The 25,249-nt window shown below is 71.2% G+C and carries 27 protein-coding genes; 19 read left to right on the top strand and 8 right to left on the bottom strand.

What is annotated here, in order from left to right:
* Positions 1–19: 19 nt before the first annotated feature.
* Genes ACIP5M_RS26790 through ACIP5M_RS26775 form a run of 4 tightly spaced genes read left to right on the top strand, consistent with a single transcriptional unit; the run spans position 20 to position 4,175 of the window.
* Positions 20–781 carry a cytochrome c biogenesis CcdA family protein gene (locus tag ACIP5M_RS26790; RefSeq protein ID WP_401201503.1) on the top strand — a complete coding sequence of 254 codons (762 nt, stop codon included), beginning with the start codon at positions 20–22 and terminating at the stop codon, positions 779–781.
* A 13-nt stretch (positions 782–794) separates the two neighbouring features.
* Positions 795–2,558, top strand: coding sequence for a cytochrome c biogenesis protein ResB (locus ACIP5M_RS26785; protein ID WP_401201467.1), 1,764 nt, complete (start codon positions 795–797; stop codon positions 2,556–2,558).
* The gene (gene ccsB, locus ACIP5M_RS26780; protein WP_401201465.1) at positions 2,555–3,637 is read left to right on the top strand and encodes a c-type cytochrome biogenesis protein CcsB; all 1,083 of its coding nucleotides are present in this window, start codon (positions 2,555–2,557) and stop codon (positions 3,635–3,637) included. Before ACIP5M_RS26785 ends, ccsB begins: the two co-directional genes overlap by 4 nt.
* Positions 3,638–3,662: 25 nt before the next feature.
* Entirely contained in the window at positions 3,663–4,175 is a 513-nt protein-coding gene (locus ACIP5M_RS26775) for an SRPBCC domain-containing protein (RefSeq protein ID WP_401201463.1), read from the top strand.
* A 47-nt stretch (positions 4,176–4,222) separates the two neighbouring features.
* Here the strand turns inward: ACIP5M_RS26775 and ACIP5M_RS26770 are convergent, their stop codons facing one another.
* The gene (locus ACIP5M_RS26770; protein WP_401201461.1) at positions 4,223–4,564 is read right to left on the bottom strand and encodes a PLD nuclease N-terminal domain-containing protein; all 342 of its coding nucleotides are present in this window, start codon (positions 4,562–4,564) and stop codon (positions 4,223–4,225) included.
* Between the two features lie 89 nt (positions 4,565–4,653).
* On the opposite strand from ACIP5M_RS26770, the gene ACIP5M_RS26765 reads away from it, so the two are divergent.
* From ACIP5M_RS26765 to ACIP5M_RS26750, 4 genes are all read left to right on the top strand, one after another.
* Positions 4,654–6,111: a menaquinone biosynthesis decarboxylase gene (locus ACIP5M_RS26765; RefSeq protein ID WP_401201459.1), complete on the top strand. Its 1,458-nt coding sequence runs from the start codon at positions 4,654–4,656 to the stop codon at positions 6,109–6,111.
* Positions 6,108–6,575, top strand: coding sequence for a hypothetical protein (locus tag ACIP5M_RS26760; protein WP_401201457.1), 468 nt, complete (start codon positions 6,108–6,110; stop codon positions 6,573–6,575). The genes ACIP5M_RS26765 and ACIP5M_RS26760 overlap by 4 nt, the downstream gene beginning before the upstream one ends.
* Entirely contained in the window at positions 6,572–7,495 is a 924-nt protein-coding gene (gene mqnP, locus ACIP5M_RS26755) for a menaquinone biosynthesis prenyltransferase MqnP (RefSeq protein WP_401201455.1), read from the top strand. The genes ACIP5M_RS26760 and mqnP overlap by 4 nt, the downstream gene beginning before the upstream one ends.
* 172 nt (positions 7,496–7,667) lie before the next feature.
* The gene (locus ACIP5M_RS26750) at positions 7,668–8,174 is read left to right on the top strand and encodes a DUF3995 domain-containing protein (RefSeq protein WP_401201453.1); all 507 of its coding nucleotides are present in this window, start codon (positions 7,668–7,670) and stop codon (positions 8,172–8,174) included.
* Here ACIP5M_RS26750 and ACIP5M_RS26745 read toward each other — a convergent pair whose 3' ends face one another.
* Positions 8,175–8,723 carry a rhomboid family intramembrane serine protease gene (locus ACIP5M_RS26745; protein ID WP_401201501.1) on the bottom strand — a complete coding sequence of 183 codons (549 nt, stop codon included), beginning with the start codon at positions 8,721–8,723 and terminating at the stop codon, positions 8,175–8,177. It abuts the gene before it with no gap.
* Between the two features lie 173 nt (positions 8,724–8,896).
* On the opposite strand from ACIP5M_RS26745, the gene ACIP5M_RS26740 reads away from it, so the two are divergent.
* Positions 8,897–9,568 carry a UbiX family flavin prenyltransferase gene (locus ACIP5M_RS26740; RefSeq protein ID WP_401201451.1) on the top strand — a complete coding sequence of 224 codons (672 nt, stop codon included), beginning with the start codon at positions 8,897–8,899 and terminating at the stop codon, positions 9,566–9,568.
* A gap of 2 nt (positions 9,569–9,570) precedes the next feature.
* On the opposite strand, the gene ACIP5M_RS26735 is transcribed toward ACIP5M_RS26740, so the two are convergent.
* Positions 9,571–9,699 (bottom strand): hypothetical protein, encoded by a 129-nt coding sequence (locus ACIP5M_RS26735; RefSeq protein WP_393830626.1) that lies wholly within the window; start codon positions 9,697–9,699, stop codon positions 9,571–9,573.
* A 122-nt stretch (positions 9,700–9,821) separates the two neighbouring features.
* Here ACIP5M_RS26735 and ACIP5M_RS26730 point away from each other — a divergent pair, with 122 nt between their 5' ends.
* The 6 genes from ACIP5M_RS26730 to ACIP5M_RS26705 all read left to right on the top strand — a co-directional run bounded on the left by ACIP5M_RS26730 (position 9,822) and on the right by ACIP5M_RS26705 (position 14,329).
* On the top strand, positions 9,822–10,277 hold the full coding sequence (locus ACIP5M_RS26730) for an Lrp/AsnC family transcriptional regulator (protein ID WP_401201449.1): 456 nt from the start codon (positions 9,822–9,824) through the stop codon (positions 10,275–10,277).
* 53 nt (positions 10,278–10,330) lie between these two features.
* Entirely contained in the window at positions 10,331–11,494 is a 1,164-nt protein-coding gene (gene mqnE, locus ACIP5M_RS26725) for an aminofutalosine synthase MqnE (RefSeq protein WP_401201447.1), read from the top strand.
* 143 nt (positions 11,495–11,637) lie between these two features.
* Positions 11,638–12,162 carry a GNAT family N-acetyltransferase gene (locus ACIP5M_RS26720; protein WP_401201446.1) on the top strand — a complete coding sequence of 175 codons (525 nt, stop codon included), beginning with the start codon at positions 11,638–11,640 and terminating at the stop codon, positions 12,160–12,162.
* Positions 12,163–12,294: 132 nt separating this feature from the next.
* Positions 12,295–12,567, top strand: coding sequence for a DUF4229 domain-containing protein (locus tag ACIP5M_RS26715; protein ID WP_401201499.1), 273 nt, complete (start codon positions 12,295–12,297; stop codon positions 12,565–12,567).
* A gap of 190 nt (positions 12,568–12,757) precedes the next feature.
* Positions 12,758–12,841, top strand: a complete 84-nt coding sequence (locus tag ACIP5M_RS26710) for a putative leader peptide (RefSeq protein ID WP_330301006.1) — start codon at positions 12,758–12,760, stop codon at positions 12,839–12,841.
* A gap of 171 nt (positions 12,842–13,012) precedes the next feature.
* Positions 13,013–14,329, top strand: coding sequence for a dicarboxylate/amino acid:cation symporter (locus ACIP5M_RS26705; protein ID WP_401201444.1), 1,317 nt, complete (start codon positions 13,013–13,015; stop codon positions 14,327–14,329).
* A 100-nt stretch (positions 14,330–14,429) separates the two neighbouring features.
* On the opposite strand, the gene ACIP5M_RS26700 is transcribed toward ACIP5M_RS26705, so the two are convergent.
* The 3 genes from ACIP5M_RS26700 to ACIP5M_RS26690 are packed head-to-tail and all read right to left on the bottom strand — an operon-like array spanning position 14,430 to position 16,590.
* On the bottom strand, positions 14,430–14,747 hold the full coding sequence (locus ACIP5M_RS26700; RefSeq protein WP_401201442.1) for a hypothetical protein: 318 nt from the start codon (positions 14,745–14,747) through the stop codon (positions 14,430–14,432).
* The gene (locus tag ACIP5M_RS26695) at positions 14,744–16,147 is read right to left on the bottom strand and encodes a hypothetical protein (protein ID WP_401201441.1); all 1,404 of its coding nucleotides are present in this window, start codon (positions 16,145–16,147) and stop codon (positions 14,744–14,746) included. Before ACIP5M_RS26695 ends, ACIP5M_RS26700 begins: the two co-directional genes overlap by 4 nt.
* Complete coding sequence (locus tag ACIP5M_RS26690; RefSeq protein WP_401201439.1) at positions 16,144–16,590, bottom strand: hypothetical protein; 447 nt, start codon at positions 16,588–16,590, stop codon at positions 16,144–16,146. Before ACIP5M_RS26690 ends, ACIP5M_RS26695 begins: the two co-directional genes overlap by 4 nt.
* A gap of 572 nt (positions 16,591–17,162) precedes the next feature.
* Between ACIP5M_RS26690 and ACIP5M_RS26685 the strand changes: the two genes are divergently transcribed.
* The 4 genes from ACIP5M_RS26685 (at position 17,163) to ACIP5M_RS26670 (ending at position 22,692) form a co-directional block, all read left to right on the top strand.
* On the top strand, positions 17,163–17,474 hold the full coding sequence (locus tag ACIP5M_RS26685; RefSeq protein ID WP_401201438.1) for an ATP-binding protein: 312 nt from the start codon (positions 17,163–17,165) through the stop codon (positions 17,472–17,474).
* A 259-nt stretch (positions 17,475–17,733) separates the two neighbouring features.
* The gene (locus tag ACIP5M_RS26680) at positions 17,734–18,708 is read left to right on the top strand and encodes a hypothetical protein (RefSeq protein ID WP_401201436.1); all 975 of its coding nucleotides are present in this window, start codon (positions 17,734–17,736) and stop codon (positions 18,706–18,708) included.
* A 245-nt stretch (positions 18,709–18,953) separates the two neighbouring features.
* The gene (locus tag ACIP5M_RS26675; protein WP_401201434.1) at positions 18,954–20,852 is read left to right on the top strand and encodes an AMP-dependent synthetase/ligase; all 1,899 of its coding nucleotides are present in this window, start codon (positions 18,954–18,956) and stop codon (positions 20,850–20,852) included.
* 472 nt (positions 20,853–21,324) lie between these two features.
* Positions 21,325–22,692, top strand: coding sequence for an alpha/beta hydrolase (locus tag ACIP5M_RS26670; RefSeq protein WP_401201433.1), 1,368 nt, complete (start codon positions 21,325–21,327; stop codon positions 22,690–22,692).
* 9 nt (positions 22,693–22,701) lie between these two features.
* Here ACIP5M_RS26670 and ACIP5M_RS26665 read toward each other — a convergent pair whose 3' ends face one another.
* Positions 22,702–23,850 (bottom strand): lipase family protein, encoded by a 1,149-nt coding sequence (locus ACIP5M_RS26665; protein WP_401201431.1) that lies wholly within the window; start codon positions 23,848–23,850, stop codon positions 22,702–22,704.
* 247 nt (positions 23,851–24,097) lie between these two features.
* Complete coding sequence (locus ACIP5M_RS26660; RefSeq protein ID WP_401201430.1) at positions 24,098–25,108, bottom strand: AraC family transcriptional regulator; 1,011 nt, start codon at positions 25,106–25,108, stop codon at positions 24,098–24,100.
* Positions 25,109–25,249 lie beyond the last annotated feature (141 nt).

Below are 25,249 nucleotides of genomic sequence, written 5' to 3'. Positions count from 1 at the left end.
CACCGCCGTCCCCGACGTCCTGCTCGCCGCCGAGGCGACCGGCGTGAACACCACCGTCCTGAGCGGCGCCCTGCTGCTCGCGCTGCCCATCTCGGTCCTCGCCGGGCTGGTCTCCTTCTTCTCGCCCTGCGTGCTCCCGCTCGTCCCCGGCTACCTCTCCTACGTGACCGGCGTCAGCGGCGCCGACCTCGCCGAGGCGCGGCGCGGCCGGATGCTGGCGGGCGCGAGCCTGTTCATCGCGGGCTTCACCGCCGTCTTCGTCTCCACCGGCGCGCTCTTCGGGTACTTCGGCGCCAGCCTCCAGGAGAACAAGGCGCTGATCTCGCAGATCCTCGGCGGGCTGGTGATCGTCCTCGGCCTCTTCTTCATGGGCGCGATCCCGGGTCTGACGATGCGGGAGTTCCGCTTCCACAAGAAGCCGACGGCGGGACTGCTCGGCGCGCCCCTGCTCGGCGTGCTCTTCGGCGTCGGCTGGACCCCCTGCATGGGCCCGACCCTCGCCGCCGTCAACACCCTCTCCATCGACCAGGCCAGCGCCGGCCGGGGGGCGCTGCTGACCGTCGCCTACTGCCTCGGCCTCGGCGTGCCCTTCATCCTCGCCGCGATCGCCTTCCGCAAGGCGCTCGGCGCGTTCGGCTGGGTGAAGAAGCACTATGCATGGGTGATGCGCATCGGTGGCGGCATGCTGATCCTGACCGGCCTGCTGCTCGTCACAGGAATGTGGGACAGCATCGTCAGCGACATGCAGAGCTGGACCCAAGGCTTCACGGTGGGGATCTGAGGACGTAACGCACATGAGCAAGACCGACAACGCACCCACCGGAACCGGAACCGACGCCGGGGCCGGTACCGACGCCGAGCCCGTGCTCGGCGCCGCCGGAGCCCAGCTGTCCACCGCCCCCGTCGAGGACGGCGGTCCCGTCGGCATCGGCCTGCTCGGCTGGGCCCGCTGGTTCTGGCGGCAGCTCACCTCCATGCGGGTGGCGCTGATCCTCCTCTTCCTGCTCTCCCTGGGCGCCATCCCCGGCTCCCTCATCCCGCAGAGCTCGGTCGACGCGATGAAGGTCGCCGTCTGGAAGAAGGACAACCCGTCCTGGGTCGGCATCGCCGAGAAGCTCCAGCTCTTCGACGTCTACTCGTCGTTCTGGTTCTCGGCGATCTACCTGCTGCTCTTCATCTCCCTCATCGGCTGCATCCTGCCGCGCTCCTGGCAGTTCGTCGGCCAGCTCCGAGGCCGCCCGCCGGCCGCCCCCAAGCGGCTCGACCGGCTGCCCGCCCACACCACCTGGCGCACGGACAAGACCGCGGACGAGGTCCTCGCCCACGCGAAGACCCTGCTCGGCGGGCGCCGCTTCCGCACCGAGAGTGGCAAGGACCACGTCGCGGCGGAGAAGGGCTACCTCCGCGAGGCCGGGAACCTGATCTTCCACGTCGCGCTGATCGTGATGCTGGTGGCCTTCGCCTGGGGCCAGTACTACAAGTCCGAGGGCGGCAAGCTCGTCCTGCGCGGCAGGGGCTTTTCGAACACCCTCACCCAGTACGACGACTTCAAGTACGGCACCCTCTTCGACCCCCAGGACCTGCCGCCCTTCTCGTTCACCCTGGACCGGTTCGACGCCACGTACGAGATGACCGGCCCGCAGAAGGGCACCCCGCGCGACTTCAAGGCGTACGTCACCTTCAGCGACGGCGCGCACGGCACGCCGCAGAAGCGCGAGATCCAGGTCAACAAGCCCCTGGAGGTCGACGGCTCCAAGGTCTACCTGCTCGGGCACGGCTACGCGCCCGTCATCTCGGTGACCGACCCCACCGGCAAGGTGATCTACAAGGACGCCGTGCCGATGCTGCCGCAGGACGCGAACCTCACGTCCACCGGAGCGATCAAGGTCACCGACGGCTACAAGGACAAGGACGGCAAGAAGGAGCAGCTCGGCTTCAACGCCGTCTTCGTGCCCACCTTCGCCGGCGACGGCCAGGGCATGATGTTCTCGCAGTTCCCGGACGTGTTCATGCCGCGGCTCATGCTCAACGCCTGGCACGGCAGCCTCGGCGTGGACTCGGGTCTGCCGCAGAACGTGTACCGGCTCGACACCTCCAAGATGGAGTCCTTCAAGGACGAGTCGGGCGAGCTCTTCAAGCAGAAGCTGGAACCCGGCCAGACGATGACCCTGCCGAACGGCGCGGGCACCGTGAAGTTCGAGGGCATCGAGCGCTGGGCCACCTTCTCCGTCACCCACCAGCCCGGCAGCGGCCTCGCCCTGGCGGGCGCGATCGCCGCCATCGCGGGCCTGGCCGGGTCCCTGTTCATCCAGCGCCGCCGGATCTGGGTCCGCGCGGTGCGGGGCGAGGACGGCGTCACCGTCGTCGAGATGGCGGGCCTGGGCCGCAGCGAATCCGCCAAGCTGCCCGAGGAGCTGGCCGAGCTCGCCGCCACGCTGCACCGGCAGGCGCCCACCGCGTCCCGGGAGGCCGCGGCACCCGTCTCCGCGGCATCCGCCTCCGCAGCACCCGTCTCCGCAGAACCTGTCGAAGAAACCCCTGAAGGAGAGCGCGGATGACGCCGCTCGCAGCCGCAGCCAACGAGAACCTGGCGCAGATCAGCAACTACCTGGTCTATTCGTCGATGGCGGTCTACACGCTCGCCTTCTTCGCGCACATCGCCGAGTGGACCTTCGGCAGCCGCAGCAAGGTGGCCCGTACGGCCGCCGCGCTGACCGGGGCCCCGCAGGAGGCCGCCGCGCCCGCCGTGCAGGTGCGCGGCAAGGGCGGCACCGCCGTCCTCGACCAGCCGAAGGTCACCACCCGCTCCACCGCCGGCACCCGAGACGTGCCCGACGGCCCCGGCGCCGCGGGCGGCACCGTGCAGGGCGACCTCTACGGCCGGATCGCCATCTCGCTGACCGCCCTCGCCTTCCTCCTGGAGGCGGCCGGGGTCGTCGCCCGCGCCCTGTCGGTGCAGCGGGCCCCGTGGGGCAACATGTACGAGTTCTCGATCACCTTCTCCACGGTGGCCGTGGGCGCGTACCTGGTCCTGCTCGCGCTGAAGAAGAACGTCCGCTGGCTCGGCCTGATCCTGGTCACCACCGTCCTGCTGGACCTCGGCATCGCCGTGACCTGGCTCTACACCGACAGCGACCAGCTGGTCCCGGCCCTGCACTCGTACTGGCTGTGGATCCACGTCTCCACCGCGATCTTCTGCGGCGCCGTCTTCTACATCGGCGCGGCCGGCGCGGTCCTCTACCTCTTCCGCGACGGCTACGAGAGCCACCTGGAGGCCGGCCGCACGCCGGGCAGGTTCCGCTCTTCGGTGCTGGAGCGGCTGCCCTCGGCGGCCTCCCTCGACAAGTTCTCGTACCGGATCAACGCGGCCGTCTTCCCGCTGTGGACCTTCACGATCATCGCGGGCGCGATCTGGGCGGGAGACGCCTGGGGCCGCTACTGGGGCTGGGACCCCAAGGAGGTCTGGTCCTTCGTGACCTGGGTGGCGTACGCCTGCTACCTGCACGCCCGCGCCACCGCCGGCTGGAAGGGCCGCAAGGCCGCCTACCTCGCGCTCTTCGCCTTCGCCTGCTGGATCTGGAACTACTACGGCGTGAACATCCTGCTCAGCGGCAAGCACTCGTACGCGGGCGTCTGACCGGCGGGAGTGGGACGCTGGTGTCATGCCTGCTGTGATCCATGGCACCAGCGAGAGCCGCGGCGAGGACCGCTGGCGGCTGCGGTTCGAGCTGCACCTGCCGTACGCGTACGAGGAGCTGTGGCCCGTCCTGACCACGCGGGACGGGCTGCGGGGCTGGCTGGCCGAGGCCGAGGTCCTGGAGCGCCGGCTGGGCGGGGCGGTCACGCTGCGCTGGCTCAACACCGGGACGGTGACCACCGGCCACGTCACGGCCTGGGACGTCGAGCGGGTCGTGGAGTACACGCTGACCCTCCACGAGAAGATCCGCTTCCACCTGGAGCCGGTGGGGACGGACTCCACCGTCATCCGGTTCGTGAACGAACGGTCGGGCACCGAGGCCGAGCGCCTGGACTGCCTGGCCGGCTGGCACGAGCACTTCGAACTGCTGGAGTCCTCCCTCGAGGGGCGCCCGGCCAGGCCCGTGGACTGGGCCGCTTGGACGGACGCCCACTGGAGCGAGCTGCGCTCGGACTACGCGTCCCTCTCCGGCGCGTAGGAGCTGCGGGCCGGCGGATCCCGCGGCCGGACCCGCCCGTCCCGGGACTACGGCTGCTGGTCGCCCTTGTCGGTTCCCGTGCCCTTGTCCCCGTCCCGGCCCCGGTCCTTCTCCTGCTCGTCCCGCAGGGACTTCAGGAACTCCGGATTGTCGTCGGGCGCGATCCACTGGGTGCGGCCCCGGGCACCGCGTGCCCCGCCGCCGGGGGCCACCCGCTGCTTGCCCGCGAACAGCCACACCACCGGGCCGACGATGGAGAAGAGCAGGATGATGATCACCCACACCACCTTGGGCAGGTGCTTGACCTCTTCCTCGGGCGTGTTCAGGCAGTCGATGAAGGCGTAGATGGTCAGCGCGATGATCAGCAGGAACGGCAGATAGCGCAGCACGGTGTGGGACCGACTCCCGGGCAGTGGCGGCGGGGCCGCGAGGGCCCCGGTGACCCCTCCAGCGTAGTAGGTGACGGATACTGACCCCTATGGCTTACGACGATCTCCGCTCGCTGCTCCGGGCTCTGGAGCGGGAGGGCGACCTCAAGCGCATCAAGGCCGAAGTCGACCCGTACCTGGAGGTCGGGGAGATCGTCGACAGAGTGAACAAGGCGGGGGGCCCGGCGCTCCTCTTCGAGAACGTCAAGGGCTCGGCGATGCCGCTGGCCATGAACGTCTTCGGTACCGACCGGCGCCTGCTCAAGGCCCTCGGCCTGAAGTCGTACGGCGAGATCAGCGAGAAGATCGGCGGCCTGCTCAAGCCGGAGCTGCCGCAGGGGTTCGTCGGGGTCCGCGAGGCCTTCGGCAAGCTGGGCTCGATGGTGCACGTGCCGCCGAAGAAGGTGAAGGGCGACGCCGCGCCCGTCCAGGAGGTCGTCCTCACCGGCGACGACGTGGACCTGGACCGGCTGCCGGCGCTGTTCACCTGGCCCAAGGACGGCGGGTCCTTCTTCAACCTCGGGCTGACGCACACCAAGCACCCCGAGACCGGCGTGCGCAACCTCGGCCTCTACCGCCTCCAGCGCCACGACAAGCGCACCATCGGCATGCACTGGCAGATCCACAAGGACAGCCGCAATCACTACGCCGTCGCCGCCAAGCGCGGTGAGCGGCTGCCGGTCGCGATCGCCTTCGGCTGCCCGCCGGCCGTGACGTACGCGTCCACGGCGCCGCTGCCGGGTGACATCGACGAGTACCTGTTCGCCGGCTTCGTCGCGGGCAAGCGGATCGAGATGGTGGACTGCAAGACCGTTCCGCTGCAGGTCCCGGCGAACGCCGAGGTCGTCATCGAGGGCTGGCTGGAGCCGGGCGAGATGCTCCCCGAGGGCCCCTTCGGCGACCACACCGGCTTCTACACGCCGCAGGAACCGTTCCCCGCGCTGAAGATCGACTGCGTGACGATGCGGAAGCGTCCGCTCCTCCAGTCGATCGTCGTCGGCCGGCCGCCGACGGAGGACGGTCCGCTGGGCCGTGCGACGGAGCGGTTCTTCCTGCCGCTGCTGAAGATCATCGTGCCGGACATCGTGGACTACCACCTCCCGGAATCGGGCGGCTTCCACAACTGCGCGATCGTCTCGATCGACAAGAAGTACCCCAAGCACGCGCAGAAGGTCATGCACGCCATCTGGGGCGCCCACATGATGTCGCTGACCAAGCTGATCATCGTGGTGGACGCGGACTGCGACGTCCACGACCTGCACGAGGTGTCGTGGCGCGCGCTCGGCAACACGGACTACTCCCGCGACCTGACGGTGGTGGAGGGCCCGGTCGACCACCTGGACCACGCCTCGTACCAGCAGTTCTGGGGCGGCAAGGCGGGCATCGACGCGACGAAGAAGCTCCCCGAGGAGGGCTACACCCGCGACGGCGGCTGGCCCGACATGGTCGAGTCCGACCCGGCGACCGCCGCCCTCGTGGACCGCCGCTGGAAGGAGTACGGACTGTGAGCCCGATCGCAGTGGAGGGCCCGGAGCTCTTCCTCGGCACCGAGTCGGCGTACGTGGCCCTGGCGCGTCCGGAGATCGACCCGACCCAGCCCGGTGTGCTCATCGCCGCCGAGGAGGCGGGCGTGAGCCCCGAGGAGTTCGCGGGGCCCGGCGACACCTGGGCCGTGATGTTCGACGACGCGGACGACGAGGGCGGCGGCTTCGAACTGCCCGGCGCGCGGGACGTCGAGGCGGACGCCTTCGCGGAGCAGCTCCAGCACGCCCTGGCGGCCGGTGAGCCGTTCACCGTCGAGGCCGGGAACTTCCTGCGCCTCGACGGCCGCCCCTCCGGCGGCGCCTGGGTGGTCACCGCCCGCGTCACCCCGCCGGAAGACGCCGACGCGGCGCAGACCTTGGAGCTCGGCGCGCTCCCGGCGCCGGAGCTGCTGGCCGACCTCGAAACGTTCCGCAGGAGCCTCGCATGATGACCACCGCCGACGGTGTGATCGGACCCGGCCCCGCGCCGGAGGCGACCGGCAAGGTCAGGGCGTTCCTGCGGCTCGTGATGATCGAGCACTCGGTCTTCGCGCTGCCCTTCGCCTACATCGCCGCGCTCACCGCCATGTTCCAGCTCGACCGGAACGTGCACTGGGGCAAGCTGCTGCTCGTCACCGTCTGCATGGTGGGGCTGCGGACCTTCGCCATGGCCGCCAACCGGATCATCGACCGCGAGATCGACGCCCGGAACCCGCGGACCGCCGGCCGCGAGCTGGTCACCGGCGCCGTCTCGGTCCGCTCGGCGTGGACCGGGGCCGGGATCGCGCTCGTGGTCTTCCTCGGCTCGGCGGCGCTGCTGAACCCGCTGTGCCTGGCGCTGGCGCCCGTCGCGGTGGTCCCGATGGTGGTGTACCCGTACGGCAAGCGGTTCACGAACTTCCCGCACGCCATCCTGGGCCTGGCCCAGGCCATCGGACCGGTGGGGGCCTGGCTGGCCGTCACCGGGGAGTGGTCCTGGGACGCGGTGATCCTGGGGCTCGCGGTGGGCGTGTGGATCGGCGGCTTCGACCTGATCTTCGGCTCCCAGGACGTGGCCGCCGATCGCGCCGAGGGCGTCAAGTCGGTCCCGGCCCGCTTCGGCGTCGCGGCGGCCCTGTGGGGCGCGCGCGGCGCGCACGTGGTGACCACGGGCCTGCTGGCCTGGTACGGCCTCGCCACGGATGCGGGGGTGCTGTTCTGGGCGGGCCTGGTGATCGTCGTCGTGGCCTTCCTCTACGAGCACACCATCGTGACCCCGCACGACCTGTCCCGCCTGAACCGGGCCTTCTTCACGGTCAACGGCTTCATCGGCATTGCCCTGTTCGTGTGTGCCTCGGCGGACCTGGTGGCCCGCGGCCTGACCTTCTAGCAGGCGTCCGGCCGCCGGCAAGCCGGTACCCGGGACGGACGGGGCTCCCCCGGACGGGCGAGTGCGGGATCGTGCGGCGGCCGGATCCCGGGAGGGTGCTGTCCGGAGAGGCTTGGTTCACGGCGGGGGGACATCGGACCGCCACTCGGACCCGAGCATCCCGGAGGACCTGATGGCGACCCACAACGCGACCTCGACGCCCGTGCGCCGGCCCGCCCGGGCCGGATACCTGGCCGCCGTCGCGGCCCTGGGATACGCGGCCCCGCACTTCTGGTGGGGCGCCGGTGTCCCGGCGATGTTCCCCGGGGACTTCGCCACGGCCCCGCAGGGAAACCTGGAGGCCGCCGTCGGCTACTGGGTGATGGGCGCCCTGGCCGCGTTCGGCGCCGTGCTCTCCCTCGCCCTGGTCCGTCCCTGGGGCCGCCGCGTCCCGGCCCTCCTCATCGCCGTCCCCTCGGGGCTCGCCGCGATCGGCATGACCCTCTGGGGCTTCACGTACTTCGCGATGCAGTACCTGATCTCCGTCGGCCGCGTGGTCCCGGCCCCGGCCTTCGCGGCCAAGGACGCCCATCCGCAGGCCGTCTGGGGGCTGTTCTGGTACGGCCTGTTCGTGGTCTGGGGCGTCAGCCTGGGCATCGCCGCCTGGCAGCGCCTGCGCGCGCGCCGGGCAGGACTCTGACTACGGCGAGGGGCTGGGGGCGCGCCGGCCGGCCGGGCGGCGGAAGAACAGGGCCGTCGCCACGCCCGCCGCGAGCCCGCAGAGGTGGCCCTGCCAGCTGACCGCCGTGTCGGTCGGCAGGATGCCGAGGAAGAAGGAGCCGCCCCAGATCGCGGCGATCACCACGCCCACCGCGATGCCGAGGAGCCTGCGCTCGACGAAGCCGCGGACCACGAGGTAGCCGAAGAGGCCGAACACCAGGCCCGAGGCGCCGGCGGTGTTGGTGTGCGAGGGGGAGATCAGCCAGATGCCGATGCCGTCCGCGAGGACGACGAGGGCGCAGACGGCCAGGAAGTGGCGGATGCCGGCGAGCGCGGCGACGAAGCCGAAGATCAGCAGGGGGACACTGTTGGCCGCCACGTGCGCGAAGCCGAAGTGCAGGAACGGGGCGGTGAGGATGCCGCCGAGTCCGTCGGCATCGCGCGGGGTGATCCCGTACGGGTCCAGGGCGTGCCCGGTGGCGACGTCGACGAGCTCGATCACCCACAGCAGGGCCACCCAGCCCAGCATCAGCCGGGCCGCGGCCTTCGTGCGGTCGGTCTGCGTCCAGGTGTCCTGAGCCGTGCTCACCGTCGTCCCCCTCGTCGTGCGTCTGACCGTGCGTCCCACCGTGCGTCCCACCCCCTGGACGTCGGGCCACCATAGCGAGTGCCCGCCCGTGGTGGCCGGATAGTCTCGGAGGTATGACTGAGCGCAAGCGCACCCCGTGGGTGGTCGGGGTTTCCGGGGCGTCCGGGACGCCGTACGCGGCGGCGGTGCTCCGCGGGCTGCTCGCGGCGGGGGAGAGCGTCGACCTGGTGGTCAGCCGGGCCTCGCGGCTCACCCTGCTGGACGAGACCGGGATCGCCTTCCGGGACGCGCACTGGCGGGAGGACCTGGGGGAGTGGCTGGAGCGGGGGGCCGACGGGAAGCCCGCGACCTTCGCGCGGCCGGAACTGGGCGACGTCCGCTACTGGGCCGCCGGTGACCTGGCGGCGGGCCCGAGCTCGGGTTCGTACCCCGTGAAGGGGATGCTCATCGTCCCCGCCTCCACGGCGTGCGTGGCGGGGGTGGCGCTCGGACTGTCGAAGGACCTGCTCCAGCGGGTGGCGAGCGTGACGCTCAAGGAGCGGCGCCGGCTGGTGGCCGTGGTGCGGGAGACCCCGCTGAACGGGCAGACGCTGAAGCATCTGGTGGCGCTGGACGAGGCGGGCGCGGTCGTGCTGCCCGCCTCTCCGGCGTTCTACGCGGGCGCGACGCACATCCAGGATCTGGTGGACTTCGTCGCGGGGCGGGTGCTGGACGCGGCAGGGGTGCCGCACCGGCTGTACCGCCGTTGGGAGGGGGAGCTCGGTGGATCCCGCCCCCGGGGGTAGCGCTACTTCGTGGTGCGCGGCTTGCGGGTCTTGTCGACGCGCTTGGCGGCGGCGGGCTGGTGGGCACGGGATCGGTTGGCCAGCTCCTGGAGCTGTCGCATGTGCGCGTAGGCCATCTCGATCGTGTACACGGTGAACCACTCCTGAAGATCGTCATTGATCTGTTGAAAAGATTCACAGGGTGTTGACCCTGTGCGCCTTTGATTCTATACCTAGACTTGCAGGATCGCCGAATAATGGAAGGCTCCACGTAATGGACACGGTGGACAGGCAGCTCATCCAGGCACTTCGTGAGAACGGTCGTGCCTCGTACGCGGAGCTGGGCCGTCTCGTGGGCCTCTCCGGCCCCAGCGTCACCGACCGCATCAACCGGCTGGAGACGGCCGGAGTCATCACCGGCTATCGCGCGACCGTGGACTCGGCCTCGCTCGGCATGGGCGTCACCGCGCTGATCGGCATCTCCCTCTCCGACGCGGCCGACCACGAGGACGTGGCCCGGCGGCTGCGCGACCTCGCGGAGATCGAGGACTGCTGGTTCATCGCGGGTGACGACTCGTACATGCTCAAGGTGCGGGCCGGCGACGTGGACGGCCTGGAGAAGATCATCCGCAAGCTCTCCAGCACCAAGGGCGTCTCGCGCACCCGCACCACCATCGTGCTGTCGACGAAGTGGGAGAACCGGGTCGGGGAACTGCCCGAGGAGGGCTGAGAGTACGGTGGGTGGCGGTTGCAGGACAGGTATCTAGAGGAGGCGACCGGCTGATGGACGCTGGGCTCAAGCGCGAGCTGGAGGAGAAGGTCCGCTCCGGCGAGCGGCTGACCCGGGAGGACGGTATCGCCCTCTACGAGTCCGACGACCTGGCCTGGCTCGGCGGCCTCGCCCACGAGGTGCGCACGCGCAAGAACGGCGACGTCGTCCACTTCAACGTCAACCGCCACCTCAACATGACGAACGTGTGCACCGCGTCGTGCGCGTACTGCTCGTTCCAGCGCAAGCCGGGCGAGAAGGACGCGTACACGATGCGCATCGAGGAGGCCGTGCGCCTGGCCAAGGCCATGGAGAACGAGAACCTCACCGAGCTGCACATCGTCAACGGCCTGCACCCGAACCTTCCCTGGCGTTACTACCCGCGCTCGCTCTCCGAGCTGAAGAAGGCCCTGCCGAACGTCTCGCTGAAGGCCTTCACGGCGACGGAGATCCACCACTTCGAGACGATCTCGGGCATGTCGGCCTCCGACATCCTCGACGAGCTGATCGAAGCCGGCCTGGAGTCCCTCACGGGCGGCGGCGCGGAGATCTTCGACTGGGAGGTGCGTCAGCACATCGTCGACCACCGCACCCACTGGGAAGACTGGTCGCGCATCCACCGCCTCGCGCACTCCAAGGGCCTCAAGACCCCGTCGACGATGCTCTACGGGCACATCGAGGAGCCGCGCCACCGCGTGGACCACGTCCTGCGGCTGCGCGAGCTCCAGGACGAGACCGGTGGCTTCCAGGTCTTCATCCCGCTGCGCTACCAGCACGACTTCGTGGACATGAAGGACGGCAAGGTACGCAACAAGCTCCAGGCGCGGACGACGATGGCGACGGGCGCGGAGGCGCTGAAGACCTTCGCGGTCTCCCGCCTCCTCTTCGACAACGTGCCGCACGTGAAGGTCTTCTGGGTGATGCACGGCGTGCAGACCGCCCAGCTGGCGCTCCAGCACGGCGCGGACGACATGGACGGCTCGGTCGTCGAGTACAAGATCACGCACGACGCGGACAACTACGGCACCCCGAACAAGCTGGGCCGTGAGGACCTCCTGGACCTGATCCGCGAAGCCGGCTTCCGTCCGGTCGAGCGCAACACGCGCTACGAGATCATCCGCGAGTACCCCGGCCCGGACGCGGCCCTGCGCGAGACGCCGCAGGCCATGCGCGTCTGACCTCGCGGTCTGCCGTGAACCGAACGCAGGAGCCCCGATCCGCCGACCGGATCGGGGCTCCAGTGTTAGGGGGTGTCTTACGGATCAGGCCGGGCTCCCCCTGGCTGCTGGACCCCTCGTGGCGTAATGGATAACATGCCCGAGTGACTCTTACCTTCACTGTGGACCCGGTCGTTGACCCCGCCCTGCACGCGGGCATCCTCAGCCTGTGGACGGACGTGTCCAACGCGGGCGGCGCGGTCGGCTTCGTGGCCCCGGTCACCGCCGACGACATCCGGCCGGCGCTGGTCAAGCAGCTCGCCGCGGTCGCCGACGGCGGCATGCGGCTGCTCGTCGGACACGACGAGCAGGGCGAGGTGGCGGCCACCGCCTTCCTCGCCCGCAACACGCACCGGCTCCAGCTCCACTGGGTGTGGGCGTACACGGTGATGGTCCACCCCCGCCACCAGGGCAAGGGGTACGGCCGCGATCTGATGGCGGCGACGGAGGCGGCGGCCCGCTCCATGGAGGGCATCGACGCGATCCGCCTCGGCTGCCGCGGCGGCCACGGCCTGGAGCACTTCTACGCGGCCTGCGGCTACAAGGAGGTCGGCCGCGTCCCCGGCGCCATCCGCGTGGCCCCGGGCGACGACCGCGACGACATCACGATGCTGCTGCCGCTGCACTGACCCCGGGGCGGCGGCCGGGGCGGGTGCCCGGCGTGCTTCACTGGACGGGCACGAACCGACGGAACGCAGGACGAAGAGAGAGAAGGGGTCACCGTGTCCCTCAAGCCGAGCGCGACGATCCGCTACACCGCGATGCGTCTGGGGATCTTCGTCGGATGCCTCGTTCTCGTCGCCGTCCTCGTGAACGTGGGCTGGGTGCCCGCCGGACTCGGTGACGCGAACTTCGCCTGGGTCGTGCTGCTCGCCCTCGTCATCTCCGCGCCGCTCTCCTTCGTCCTCCTGCGCAAGCAGCGCGACGAGATGTCCGCGCAGATCTCCGGCCGCGTCGCGGGTGCGAAGGAGCGGCTCGCCGCGAACCGCAGCCAGGAGGACATCGCGGACGACGCCGCGCGCGCGAACCCGTAAGGGGCCCGTTAGCTTCCTCACACACCGAACCGCCTCAGCGCCGGGGATACCGCCCGTAACGCTGGGGCGTTCGTGTTTTCCGGGGCCGGCCGGGAGGGTCCGGGTGCGGTCCGGCCTCAAAGAACGCCTTTGAGATTCCCAAAGCGGAAGTGTTAGCGTGTTGAACATGTTGACCACAGCTGCGCACCCGATGACCACGAGCGTCCCGCTCGTGGCGCGCCTGCACGTCGACCTCTGCCGCCGCGCGTCCGCGGCCTGTTGCTGTTGTCGTTGAGCTGTCGTCCTTGAGCTGTCGAGTCTTGAGCTGAATCGATACAGCAGCGGTCCCGGCCGGCCCTTTCCGGCTGTCGCACCGCCAGACCAGCGCCACCCGGCGCCACCAGCGCCATCCACCGCAGAACCGTTCCCGCCAGTTCTTTGCGCGTCTTCCCCCCGGAGAGTGTCCGTGTCCGCGACCCCCCAGGCCCCCGCCAAGGCCTCGTCGTTCAAATTCCCCTTCTGGGCCCAGATCATCACCGGTCTGGTGCTCGGCGTCCTGTTCGGCTGGCTCGCCCGCAGCCAGGACATCAGCTGGCTCGGCACCACCCTGGAGAAGGTCGGCGACATCTTCGTCCAGCTGCTGAAGCTGGCCATCGCCCCGCTCGTCTTCTTCGCGATCCTGGTGTCCATCACCAACCTGCGGAAGGTCAACAACGCGGCGCGCCTCGCCTCCCGCACCCTCCTCTGGTTCATGATCACCTCGCTGATCGCGGTCGGCATCGGCCTCGCGATCGGCCTGCTGACCGACCCCGGCTCCGGCACCGGCCTGACCGCGGCCGACGGCAAGGACCCCAAGAAGACCGGCTCCTGGATCGACTTCCTGACCGGGATCGTGCCGACGGACATCGTCACGCCGTTCACCGAGCTGAAGGTCCTCCAGATCGTCTTCCTCGCCGTCGTCGCCGGTATCGCCGCCCTCCAGCTGGGCAGCAAGGCCAAGCCGGTCCTGGACCTCGCCGAATCCGCCCTGGTACTCCTCCAGAAGGCCCTGTGGTGGGTCATCCGCCTCGCCCCGATCGGCACCGTCGGCCTGATCGGCACCGCGATCGCCACGTACGGCTGGGACCTCATCGGCAAGTACGCGACCTTCACCGCCGACATCTACATCGGCTGCGCGCTGGTCATGTTCGGCGTCTACCCGCTGCTGCTCGCGACGGTCGCCAAGGTCAGCCCGCTGCAGTTCTTCAAGGGCGCCTGGCCCGCCATCCAGCTGGCCTTCGTCTCCCGCTCCTCGGTCGGCACCATGCCGGTCACCCAGAAGGTCACCGAGCGCCTCGGCGTCCCGAAGGAGTACGCCTCCTTCGCCGTCCCGTTCGGCGCCACCACCAAGATGGACGGCTGCGCCGCGATCTACCCGGCCCTCGCCGCCATCTTCATCGCGCAGATCTTCGACGTGCAGCTGGGCATCAAGGAGTACCTGCTCATCGTCTTCGTCTCGGTCATCGGCTCCGCGGCGACGGCCGGTCTGACGGGCGCCACCGTGATGCTGACGCTGACCCTGTCCACGCTGGGCCTGCCGCTGGCGGGCGTCGGCCTGCTGATGGCGATCGACCCGATCCTGGACATGATGCGCACCGCCACGAACGTGGCCGGCCAGGCCCTGGTCCCGGTCATCGTCTCGGCCCGTGAGGGAATCCTGGACAAGGAGGCCTACGCCTCCGCCTCGGCCTCCTCCCTGGACGAGCCGGCCCCCACCCCGGCCCCGGTCGCCGCCGCGGCCTGACCCTCCGGCCAGGCGCACCCGCCGCAGCCCCCGCCCCCGTCCGGGCGGGGGCTGCGGCGCTCACGGCGTAGTGATCGGGATGCGTTCTCCCGGGGGAGCCTCATCCGAGCGTTGCGATACGCACCCATGCGATCACCCCCAGAACGACCGGCGGGAGCAGCCACCACAGGCCCATGGTCCGGCGGTACAGCGGGAGCAGGGAGACGAGCAGCCCGACGACACAGATGGCGAACACGACATGGGCGGCCGACTCGATCTCCGCGCGCACGCGATCGTCGCCCGGCTGCACCTCTCCGATCAGCATGAGGACGCAGAAGTACGCCGCCGGGACGTAGAAGAGCCCGAGCGGAACGCCCAGCACCCACTGGAGGCAGCCCCGGTCCTCGGGCAGGTCGATGCTCTCGCGCCGGAACCTCATCGCATCGCTTCCTTCGCCTGCCCGAGGTTGTTGACGAACCGGTCACCGTAACCCTGGGCCTTGTCCAGGTCCCAGTACGGGCCGCCGTTGTAGCGTGCGGCGATCTCCCGCTTCTGGGCCTCGGTCAGCTGGTCCGCGGGAACGTCGGCGAAGCTCGTCTCCGCCTTGATCTGTGCCAGGTAGGCCCCGGCTATGAAGGCATTTTCCTTCGGGTCCTGGAGCGCCTGCTCCACCATGCCGCGCTGTCTGTCGGTGAGGTGCTCGGGATCGTAGCCCAGTACCTCGGCACCGCGCCGCAGCTGGATCGCGATGGGACCGTAAGAGGTTTCGTCCGACTTGCCGCCGATCCGGTCCGGCAGGTTCTGCGAGGCAATCGGGCTCAACCCCCAAGGAGCCTCGGCCTGTTCCCGCAGCGCCCCGACGATGTCGTCGGCGATGCCTGGTTGGTAGCCTCCGACCTCCTGCCAGGCCACACCCGCGAGGAGGTCCTCGGGCACCCCCGCGTGTGCGGCAGCCGCGCGAAGGATCTCCTGGTTCTGGGATATCCAGTCGGCACGCATACCGTCGGTGACGTTCGGAATCCAGTAGGTGTCGGCCGCCTCGCCGGGCAGAGCCGCCACCTTCATCCGGATGTCCCGCAGCTGCGGGGAGATCAGGGTGTCCGGGCCGACCGGGCCGGTCATCTCCCGCTTCGGGCCGCCGCCCGGGAGGCGGGTCAGCGGGCTGGTGCGGGCCTCCTGCGCCTCCCGGCGGATGTCCGCCATCGCCGCGTACAGGTCGGGCCGGCTGCCGCCGCCCTTCACCGTGAACTCGGGCAGCAGCTCGTACGCCTGCTTCAGCGCGTGCACGCAGGTGTTGCGCGCCTCCTGCTCGGCCGTCTTCGCCAGCCGGAAGTTGCCGCCCGCGTCGTCGTGGAGCCGGTTCGCCTCGTCCCGGATGTCGTCCACGTCCATCGTCAGCTCGGCGAGCCCGTCGAGGAACCCGGTCGTCGCCCGCATGTCCTCCCACTGGCGCATCGGCTCCGCCTCCTGCGCCGTACGGGTGATCGCGGTGCCCTTCGTGCCGATGAGCGCGGCGAGGGCCCGCTCGGCGCGCTTGCCGTTGCCGTAGTGCGTCTTGGCCGTCGTGAGGGCCGAGGCGTAGGCGTGCAGCGCGCTCGCCGCCTTGTCGTACCCCTCGGCGATGTGGGTCACCAGCCGGCGGGCCTCGGCGAGGCGCGAGGTGTACGTGTGGCTGCCGTCGCTCTGCCACTGCGTACGGGTCTCCGCCCGCCGGGCGGGCTCCTCGACCTGCACGAGGAGATCGCGCAGGCGGCGGAACTCGGCGGCGTTGCGCTCGACGAGGGCCGGGTTGCACTCCTCGAGGAACTCGACGTCCTGGCGGTAACTCAAGCCGCTCACTTGGCCTCCGGCTTCACGTACGTGCCCTCGTCGACGATGCGGTCGAGGAAGGAGCGGGCGGTGCCGTCGTCCACCGTGGCGAAGCCGGTGCCGGTCGTCTTCAGGCGGGTGGCGAGGCCGGCGAAGAGGGCGATCGTGTCCTTGAACTGGTCGTCGGCGAAGCGGGCGAAGCGGAGGGCTTCCGCCGAGACGTCCTCGTGCGCGCGGGGCGCGCGGGCCATGGTGCTCGCGTCGCCGTCGGGGCGGCCCTCGTGCAACAGCGCCGCGATCTCGATGAGGAGGTTGGCGTTGCCGTTGATGGACGGGGCACCGGCGAGCAGGCTGCCGGCGGCGCTGCCGCTGCCGCCCGCCTCGGGCGCCACCTGATTGAGCCGCATGGCGGGCGCCTCCGCCCCGGCCAGCGCGGCAGCCTTGTGCTGGGCCCATTCCGCGTCGAACGACATGTGTCACCTGGAGAGTTGGTTACAGGACATGAAGCGGAGACGAAAAAGATGAACGAAAGGTTCCGCAACAGTCTGTCAAAAACGCCCGGTAGTCGATCGATTGCGCTCAACTACCGTCATGCGGAGCGCTGATACGGGTACGGGAGATGCGCTCGTCAGCGCAGATGCGGGTGTGGCGCAACGCGCTGAGGTCCACGGCACGGCTACCGTGGTGGCCCCACCGGGCGGGCGGCGCGGGCCACGGCCGACGGCTGAAGGGGAGTACGACAACGTCTTGCGGACGTCCAAACAGCGAGCGGGTGCACGGCTGCACCCGTGCCTGAGGGTCAGATGCCGGACACGTGGGCCACGAACCCGGCCCATGCGTGGGGGCCGATGGTGAGGTGGGGGAGGCGGGTGTCCTACGGCGGCGGGGGTGGTGGCCACCTTCTCACGGTACGCACGGACGGACACGCTGAGTGACGTGATTCTTCAACTCGTCGACTTCCACGTCCAGCTCTCCGCCACCCCGCGCGGCGGCCCGGCTCGCCCGCCTGCTCGCGGTCGAACAACTGCGTGGTTGGGGACTCCCCTTGACCGGGCCCGCGCAGATCGTGGCCGAGCTCGCCTCCAACGCGGTGACCCACGGGCGCGTCCCCGGAAGAGACTTCCGGCTGGCGCTCTCGGTCACTCCGGAATCCCTCCTCATCGAGGTGACCGACCCCCGGGGTGACCGGATCCCGGAGATCCGCGAGGCGGGGTACGGGCTCGTTCTGGTCGAAGCCCTCGCGAACCGTTGGGGCGTACGGGAAGGGCCGGTTCCCTGCAAGGCGGTCTGGGCGGAGGTGTCCCTCGCCAGTGCCTCGCGGGGCGCCGCGATCCGGCGTGCTCAAGGGGCGAGCTGACGCAGGCGGCCCGGCTCAGGGCTTTCGGAGGCCGCTTCGGCAAGGCGGTTCACCGCCCGCAAGCGGTGGCCGGAGGCGGTCGGTAACCGGCCCGAGCGGACGCGGCACCGGGTGGACCGCCTCCGACCACTCTGTGGCACTGTGTCGCTCGATCCTCCCTCGCCAAGGGGGCGGACAGACGCGGCACGAGGGGGAAGCGATGAGGCTGACACGCTGGGCATCGAAAGGAGTCGGGGGCTTCGCGGGGATACGACGGGCGGTGACGGTGGCAGCCTGCGCGCTCGTCCTGGCACTCGGCGGTTCCGTGCTCGGAGCCCCGCCGGCCGACGCCGCGTCCGCGGGCTTCGAGTACCAGGTGACCCCGAAGGCCGACACGTACAAGGACGTGCCGGGTACGGACATCACGTTCGACGCGGCGGCCGGGGAAAGGTCGTTCCTGTGGTCCCGGTACTTCTCCACGGAGCCCGTCCCCGCGCTCTCGTCCGGTGACAACATCGGCAACACCTTCGCCATCCGCTGCCGCAACGCCGACGGCACCGCGCTGCCGACCGGGACCGAGAGCGGTGCCTACTGGGCGGCGAATCTGGTACCGCCGGGGGAGGCCTCGCTGACCGCCGGGCTCCGCTGGCTCTTCATCGCCCCGGCCGACGGCAGCTACACGTGTCGCCTGTCGATCGTCTCGTACTCCTCGATCATCGCCAACGGCCGCAGCGTCACCATGCGCGTCCCGGCCGGAGCCGAACTGGCCAGGGCCGCCTACTCCGCGATGTCCCGCTGGACGCTGCTCGATGGCAGCGGCACCGTGGTCGAACGCGGCACCACGGTCTCCACCAGCGGCTCCACCAACACCCCGGCTGGGGGCGACAACATCGTGGTCTACCAGGATGCGGCGCTGTCGACCTGCGCGGCGGGCTCCGGAATCTGCCCGGGCGGCACCGATGCCTACACCTACACGCGCGCGGAGACCTGGGTCGAGGCGCAGCCCCGGAACCCGGACGGCGCGCTGTGTGGCGAACCGGTCAAGAGCCCGGTGGCGCAGTGGAACATCACCAACGCGAAGCACCACCAGACGGTGACGAACACCCTCCGCATGACCCGGTCCCAGCTCGGGGGCTGCACGCAGATCCGCATGACGCTGAAGGTACGCAACGTCGACGGCAACCCGCTCAACATCCATGACGGATACGCCAGCGGCACGATCGCGGCGACGCACGGCGTGGCCTTCTCCTACTAAAGACGCACAAGGGGTGGCGGCCTCGGTACGCGGGTCCCGGGTCCCGCCTGACCGCCCTCCTGGCGTATCTCCAGGGCGGCTCGGACAGCGGTTCGGGCGGGCTCCCGCCCCCGGTCCGGGCCGCCGCCCGAGTGCGGCGGCCGCGTGGAGCGTCCGTGAAGAAGGGTTCCAGGGGGTGTTCAGGCGCGGCCCCGGGTCCGTAAATTACCGGCGGTAACACTGCGTCGAACCGAGGAGAACGCGCCGTGGCAGCCGAATCCAGCCTGGTCAGGTCCTCACAGCCCGGAAAGCCCGTCGCCGTCGAGCCCGTCAAGACCGTGGTCGACGGGCGGGTGCGCGAGGTACGGGTGCCCGCGCTCGCGGCCGTGCCGGGGCACGGCTCCCTCGGGGACATCCCCTTCGACAACGCCCGGCAGGCCCCCGGCGAGCCCGTGCTCGCCCGCAAGGAGCGCGACGGCTCCTGGCGGGACGTCACGGCCGCCGAGTTCGCCGCCGAGGTGCTGGCCGTCGCCAAGGGGCTCATCGCGGAGGGCCTGCGCGAGGGCGACCGACTGGCGATCATGGCGCGGACCACCTACGAGTGGACCCTGCTGGACTTCGCCGGATGGGCCGCCGGCCTGGTCACCGTGCCCATCTACCCGACCTCCTCGGCGATCCAGGCGCGCTGGATCATCCACGACTCCGGCGCCGTCGCCTGCGCCGTCGAGGACACCGCCCAGGCCCGCCTCATCAGCGCCGAACGGATCAACCTGCCGTGGCTGGCGCACCTGTGGGAATTCGACACGGGTGCGATCGCCCGGCTGGTCAAGGCCGGCGAGCACCTGCCCGACGCGCTGGTCCACCACCGCCTGGCCGCCCGTACGCCGGACTCCGTCGCGACCCTGATCTACACCTCGGGCACCACCGGTCAGCCCAAGGGATGCGTGATCACCCACGCCAACTTCTTCGCCGAGGTCGACAACGCGGTGGAGCTGCTGCACCCCGTCTTCAAGTCGGTCAGCAAGGACCCGGCGTCGACGCTGCTCTTCCTGCCGCTGTCGCACGTCTTCGGCCGGATGGTGGCCGTCGGCTGCCTGCGGGCCCGCGTCAAGCTCGGGCACGCCCCCAGCATCAGCACCGAGGACCTCCTCGCCGACCTCGCCGGCTTCCGGCCGACCTTCCTCCTCGCCATCCCCTACGTCCTGGAGAAGGTCTACAACACCGCCCGCGCCACCGCCGAGAAGATGGGCCGCGCCTCGTCCTTCGACCGGGCCGCCCGCATCGCCCGGCGGTACGGGGAACTCGCCGAGGGCAAGAGCCCCGGGCTCGGACTGCGCGCCGCGCGGGCGCTGTACGACCCGCTCGTCTACCGCCGCATCCGGGCGGCGCTCGGCGGCCGCGTCCGGTACGTCCTGAGCGGCGGATCCCCGCTGGGCCGCCGGCTCGCCGCCTTCTACACCGGCGCCGGCATCGAGGTCTTCGAGGGCTACGGGCTCACGGAGACGACCGGCGCCAGCACCGTCACCCCACCCCAGCGGCCCCGCCTCGGCACGGTCGGCTGGCCGCTCCCGGGCACGGCGGTACGGATCGCCGACGACGGCGAGGTGCTGCTGGGCGGCCGGCACGTCTTCGCGGGCTACTGGAACACCGCCCAGGCCGTCCCGCCGGGCGGCTGGCTGGCCACCGGTGACATCGGGGAGCTCGACGCCGACGGCTACCTCACCATCACCGGCCGCAAGAAGGACCTGATCATCACCTCCGGCGGCAAGAACGTGGCCCCGGCCCCGCTGGAGGACTGGCTGCGGGCCCACCCGCTGGTGGGCCAGTGCATGGTGGTCGGCGACAACCGGCCCTACATCACCGCGCTGATCACCCTGGAGCCGGAGGGGCTGCAGCACTGGCGCCAGATGCACAAGAAGACCGGGGTGCCGATGCGGGAGCTGGTACGGGACGAGGCACTGCGCGCGGACCTCCAGCGGGCGGTGGACGAGGCGAACCGGCTGGTCTCCCGCGCCGAGTCGATCCGCAGCTTCACCGTCCTGCCGGGGGACTTCACGGAGGCGCGGGGGCATCTCACGCCGTCGCTGAAGCTCAAGCGGGGCGCGATCCTGCGGGACTATGCGCGGGAGGTGGAGGAGCTGTACGGGGCCCCGCGCGAGCCCTGACCCCGGGGCGGGGACCGGCCCCCGGGGCTCCGCCCCGGACCCCGCGCCTCAAACGCCGGCGGGGCTGGATTCGGCTCGGCCGGGTGGGTGGGTGCGGCGCCGCTTCCCGGGGCTCCGCCCCGGACCCCGCGCCTCAAACGCCGGCGGGGCTGGATTCGGCTTCGGTGCCTCGAACGCCGGCGGGGGCGAGAGGTGGGCGGGCGGAGGGGCCGGAGGGCGCTTATGGTGGGCTGACTGGTCCGGGGGGTCACCCGAGGAGGGTGCAGTGCCCCGTACCCGCAGCCGATCGCATCCCCGCATACGGCCCCGTACGCGCTCCCGTGCCCTTGCCGCCGCCTGTGTGCTGGCCCTGGCCGGGCTCGGCGGTGCACCGGCTCACGCGCCCGGCCCCCCGCCCGGAGGCGACGCGATCCGGTGGGGGGTCTGCCCCGAGAAGCCCGTGCCGGCCGGCATGCGGTGCGGGACCCTGAAGGTGCCGCTCGACCACGCCGCCCCCGCCAAGGGCACCGTCACGCTGGCGCTGGCCCGGATACCGGCCAGCGACCGCAAGAAGCGCCTCGGCTCGCTCCTGCTGAACTTCGGCGGCCCCGGCAACCCGGGCATCGCGAACCTCGCCGCCGACCCCAAGCTCTTCGCCGACCTCGGGGAGCGCTACGACCTCGTCGCCTTCGACCCCCGAGGGGTCGGCCACAGCGAGCCCGTCTCCTGCGGCGGCTCCCAGGAGACCGAGACCGAGTCCGAGACGGAGGGCGACGCGGGCGAGGACGCCGCCGCGCAGCTGGCCGCCCTGCGCGCCGTGGCCCGGCGCTGCGAGCTGGCCTCCGGGCCCGTCCTCCCGTACATCGGGACCGTCAACGTCGCGCGCGACCTGGACCTGATCCGCCAGGCCCTGAGCGACCGCAAGCTCAACTACCTCGGCTTCTCCTACGGCACCCGGCTCGGCGCCGTCTACGCCGCCCAGTTCCCCGGCAGGACCGGCCGTATGGTCCTCGACGGCGTGGACACCCTCAGCGAGCCGCTGGCCGAGCAGGCCCTCGCAACGGCGCGCGGCCAGCAGCGGGCGCTGGACAACTTCCTGGCCTGGTGCGTCCGCAGCGAGGACTGTGTCTACGGGACCAACACCCGCACCGCCCGGGAGGGCGTCGAGGCCCTGGTGGAGCGGCTCGACGAGCAGCCGCTGACCGGCCACGACGGTTCGTACGTGACCGGGCAGGACGCGGTCCTGGCCATCGGCCAGGCGTTGTACGCCAAGAGCACGTGGCCCGATCTCGCCGACGCGCTGGCGATGGCCGAGCGGGACCACGATCCGGTGGGACTCATCCAGCTCGGCGGCCCGGCCGACCCGGGCCCGGTGGACCAGGACACCGCCGGCCAGGGCCCCGGCACCGTGCCCGCGGACAACGGCGAGGCCGCCCTCGCCGCCGTGAGCTGCGCGGACGACCCGGACCGGTCCAGGGACACGGCTGCTCCGGCGGCCATAGAAAAGGAACTGGTGGATCTGCAGGACGAGTTCGCCAAGGTCTCGAAGGTCTTCGGGCCGCGCCAGCTGATGACGGTGCTCGCCTGCTACGGGCGCCCCGCAGGCACCGACTTCATCCGGAAGATCGACCACCCGGGCGCCCCGCGCATGATGCTGATCGGCACCCGGGGCGACCCGGCGACCCCGTACGAGTGGACGGAGGAGACGGCCGAACGGCTCGGCTCGGCCGTCATCGTGGACTACAAGGGTGAAGGGCACACCGGTTACGCCTCCTCACCCTGCGTGCGCGAGTACGCGAACCACTTCCTGATCGACGGGCGGCTGCCGGCCGGGACGCGGTCCTGCCCGGCCGGCGAGTGAACGGTCCGGCTAGCAGTTCGTGCGGGCCGGGCGGCCCGCGAAGCGGTCCGCCAGCCAGTTCCCGGCCTCCAGGGAGTGGGTGATCACGCCGCTGACGTGCTCACCGACCCAGATCGTGTCGAATTCGACGTTCGCGCCCTTCGCGCACCAGTCGGAGCGCAGCTGCCGGCCCACCCCGTACGGGATCAACTCGTCGCCGAGCGCGTGGTACTGGTACACCGGCGCGGCCGGGGCCGTCCGTCCGAGCCGGCTCTGGCCCAGACGGGCCTGCCAGTCGGGCTGGGCGAGCGGGTCGCGCGTGGTGAGGTCGGAGATCCGCTTGAAGGAGCCGGCGATGGCGTCGATGGCGACGCAGCCCTCCTTCAGGCCGTTGACCAGGAGCTTGCCGGCCGGGTTGAGGTAGGAGTCGAGCTTCAGCTCGGGGAAGGCGGCGTCCTGTCCGGCGGCCGCCATGAAGATGAGGCCGGAGCCGTAGGAGCCGTTGTTGAACTCGGCGACCTTCATCAGATCGGCGGGGACACCGCCGGCCGCCGTGCCCTTGACCTTCAGCTCGGGGGCGTACGAGCCCTGCAACTCGGCGGCCCAGCCGGCGGCCTGGCCGCCCTGCGAGTAGCCCATGATGCCGACGGGCGTGTCCGCCGCGAGCCCCGCCTCGGGCAGGCGGGTGGCGGCGCGGGCGGCGTCGAGCATGGCGTGCCCGGCGGAGGGGCCCACGGTGTAGGTGTGCACGCCCGGGGTGCCGAGGCCCTCGTAGTCGGTGACGACCACGGCCCAGCCGCGCAGGGTGAGCTGCTGGATGAGGTTGGCCTCCATGGCGGTGCCGTACGGGAGGTTGTTGCTCGGCGCGCAGGAGTCGCCCATGCCGACGGTGCCGACGGCGTAGGTGACGAGGGGGCGCGGGCCGGTACGGCCGTCCTGCGGGACGATGACGGTGCCGGAGACGGTGTTCGGGGCGCCGTCGGCGGTGGTGGAGCGGTAGTGGATCTTCCAGGCCTTGGTGTTGGTGGGCTGGCCGGGGAGCGGGTGGAAGGCGGAGGGCGCCGCGGCGACGATGTCCCCTGGGGCTGAGGCCGGCGCCTCGGCGGCCCGGGCGGCGGGCATCCAGCCGGCGATGGCCAGGGCGGCCACGGTGGTGAGTGCGGTGCTGCGGATTCGCATGGGCGGCTCTCCCGATGAGGTCCGTGGGGGGGCAGGTGAGCCGAAGGTAGTGACCGACCGGTCGGCACGTCGCTGACCGCACAGCTCACCTTTCCTGACCGGGGGCACCAGCCACCGAATCCGGCGCCGGCGCGGCGCCGTTTGTACCCGCACCCGTGCACTCAGGCAGGCAAAATCAGCCCCTCCGGCGTTTGAGGAGCGGGGTACGGGGCGGAGCCCCGGATCTTGGCGGGGCCCCGGACGCCCCCTAGCCCGCCGCGGTGGAGCGGTACGCGCCCGGGGTCGTGCCCGTCCAGCGGCGGAACGCGCGGTGGAACGCCGTGTCCTCCGAGAAGCCGAGGCGGGCCGCGAGTTCCGCGATCGGCTCGCCGCTCTCCGCCAGGCCCGCGATGGCCGCGTCCCGCCGGACGTGGTCCTTCAGCTGCTGGAAGGACGTGCCCTCCTGCTGCAGCCGGCGCCGCAGCGTCGCCGGGGACACCGCCAGCCGCGCGGCGACCTCGCCGAGCGCCGGCAGCCGCGGGGAGCCGCGCAGGTGCTGCGTCAGGGTCCGGCGGACCTGTTCCGCGACCGTGGTCCCGTACTCCGGCCGGGAGAGGAGGTCGAAGGGGGCGCGGCGAAGCATCGCGTCGAGGGCGGCCTCGTCCCGTACGAGCGGCGCGGTCAGCCAGTGCGCGTCGAAGGCGGCGCCCGTGCGCTCCTCCCCGAAGCGGACCGGGCAGTCGAAGAGGAGGGCGTACTCGTCCTTGTGCGGCGGCGGGGGATAGGAGAACGCCGCGTACGCGAGCGGGATGCGCCGCCCGATCAGCCAGCTGCTCAGCCGGTGCCAGATCGCGAGCACGCACTCGGTGAGGAAGCGTTCCTCGTCCCGGGCGAAGTCGTTGCGGACGGTGAAACGCGCCTCCGCGCCCGACACCTCCAGCGCCAGCTCCGGCCCGCCCGGGAACAGCCCGTAGAAGGCGGCCGCCCGCTGCGTGGCCGCGCCCAGGTCCCGGCAGCCGAGCGAGGCGTGGCACATCATCGCGAAGGTGCCCGGGCGGCTCGGGACCGCGCCCAGGCCGAGGAACTCGTCCTGCGTGGTCCGGTACAGCGCCCGGAAGAGGCGGGCGAACTGCGCCGGGGTGATCCGCGCCCGGTCGTCGCCCAGCAGCAGCGGCGGGATCTGCGCCTCCTGGAGCAGCGGCACGATGTCGGTCCCGCTCCCGCGGACCCCCGCGAGCACGGCACGCACGTGGTGCACGGTGACCGTCCGCCTCCCCATGGGTCAGACGGTAGCCCTCCGGGCCGCCGCGCGATACGGCCCCGGCAGCGCCGGTTGAGCGCTGCGGCCAGCGCCCCTGACGCTTCCGGTCATGCCGCCGCCGCGCCCCGGCTGCCTAGCGTCGGGGAGTCACCGACTCCC

Origin of the sequence: Streptomyces sp. NPDC088762 (genome assembly GCF_044750905.1) — a bacterium.
In the GTDB taxonomy this organism is placed as follows: Bacteria; Actinomycetota; Actinomycetes; order Streptomycetales; family Streptomycetaceae; genus Streptomyces.
This window is presented reverse-complemented; position numbering and strand designations above follow the sequence as displayed.

Excerpts from the sequence above, each read along its gene's own strand:
- ACIP5M_RS26785 (WP_401201467.1), top strand. The coding sequence starts at position 795 with ATGAGCAAGACCGACAACGCACCCACCGGAACCGGAACCGACGCCGGG.
- ccsB (WP_401201465.1), top strand. The coding sequence starts at position 2,555 with ATGACGCCGCTCGCAGCCGCAGCCAACGAGAACCTGGCGCAGATCAGC.
- ACIP5M_RS26775 (WP_401201463.1), top strand. The coding sequence starts at position 3,663 with ATGCCTGCTGTGATCCATGGCACCAGCGAGAGCCGCGGCGAGGACCGC.
- ACIP5M_RS26765 (WP_401201459.1), top strand. The coding sequence starts at position 4,654 with ATGGCTTACGACGATCTCCGCTCGCTGCTCCGGGCTCTGGAGCGGGAG.
- mqnP (WP_401201455.1), top strand. The coding sequence starts at position 6,572 with ATGATGACCACCGCCGACGGTGTGATCGGACCCGGCCCCGCGCCGGAG.
- ACIP5M_RS26750 (WP_401201453.1), top strand. The coding sequence starts at position 7,668 with ATGGCGACCCACAACGCGACCTCGACGCCCGTGCGCCGGCCCGCCCGG.
- ACIP5M_RS26745 (WP_401201501.1), bottom strand. The coding sequence starts at position 8,723 with ATGCTGGGCTGGGTGGCCCTGCTGTGGGTGATCGAGCTCGTCGACGTC.
- ACIP5M_RS26740 (WP_401201451.1), top strand. The coding sequence starts at position 8,897 with ATGACTGAGCGCAAGCGCACCCCGTGGGTGGTCGGGGTTTCCGGGGCG.
- ACIP5M_RS26730 (WP_401201449.1), top strand. The coding sequence starts at position 9,822 with ATGGACACGGTGGACAGGCAGCTCATCCAGGCACTTCGTGAGAACGGT.
- mqnE (WP_401201447.1), top strand. The coding sequence starts at position 10,331 with ATGGACGCTGGGCTCAAGCGCGAGCTGGAGGAGAAGGTCCGCTCCGGC.
- ACIP5M_RS26715 (WP_401201499.1), top strand. The coding sequence starts at position 12,295 with ATGCGTCTGGGGATCTTCGTCGGATGCCTCGTTCTCGTCGCCGTCCTC.
- ACIP5M_RS26710 (WP_330301006.1), top strand. The coding sequence starts at position 12,758 with ATGACCACGAGCGTCCCGCTCGTGGCGCGCCTGCACGTCGACCTCTGC.
- ACIP5M_RS26700 (WP_401201442.1), bottom strand. The coding sequence starts at position 14,747 with ATGAGGTTCCGGCGCGAGAGCATCGACCTGCCCGAGGACCGGGGCTGC.
- ACIP5M_RS26690 (WP_401201439.1), bottom strand. The coding sequence starts at position 16,590 with ATGTCGTTCGACGCGGAATGGGCCCAGCACAAGGCTGCCGCGCTGGCC.
- ACIP5M_RS26665 (WP_401201431.1), bottom strand. The coding sequence starts at position 23,850 with ATGCGAATCCGCAGCACCGCACTCACCACCGTGGCCGCCCTGGCCATC.
- ACIP5M_RS26660 (WP_401201430.1), bottom strand. The coding sequence starts at position 25,108 with ATGGGGAGGCGGACGGTCACCGTGCACCACGTGCGTGCCGTGCTCGCG.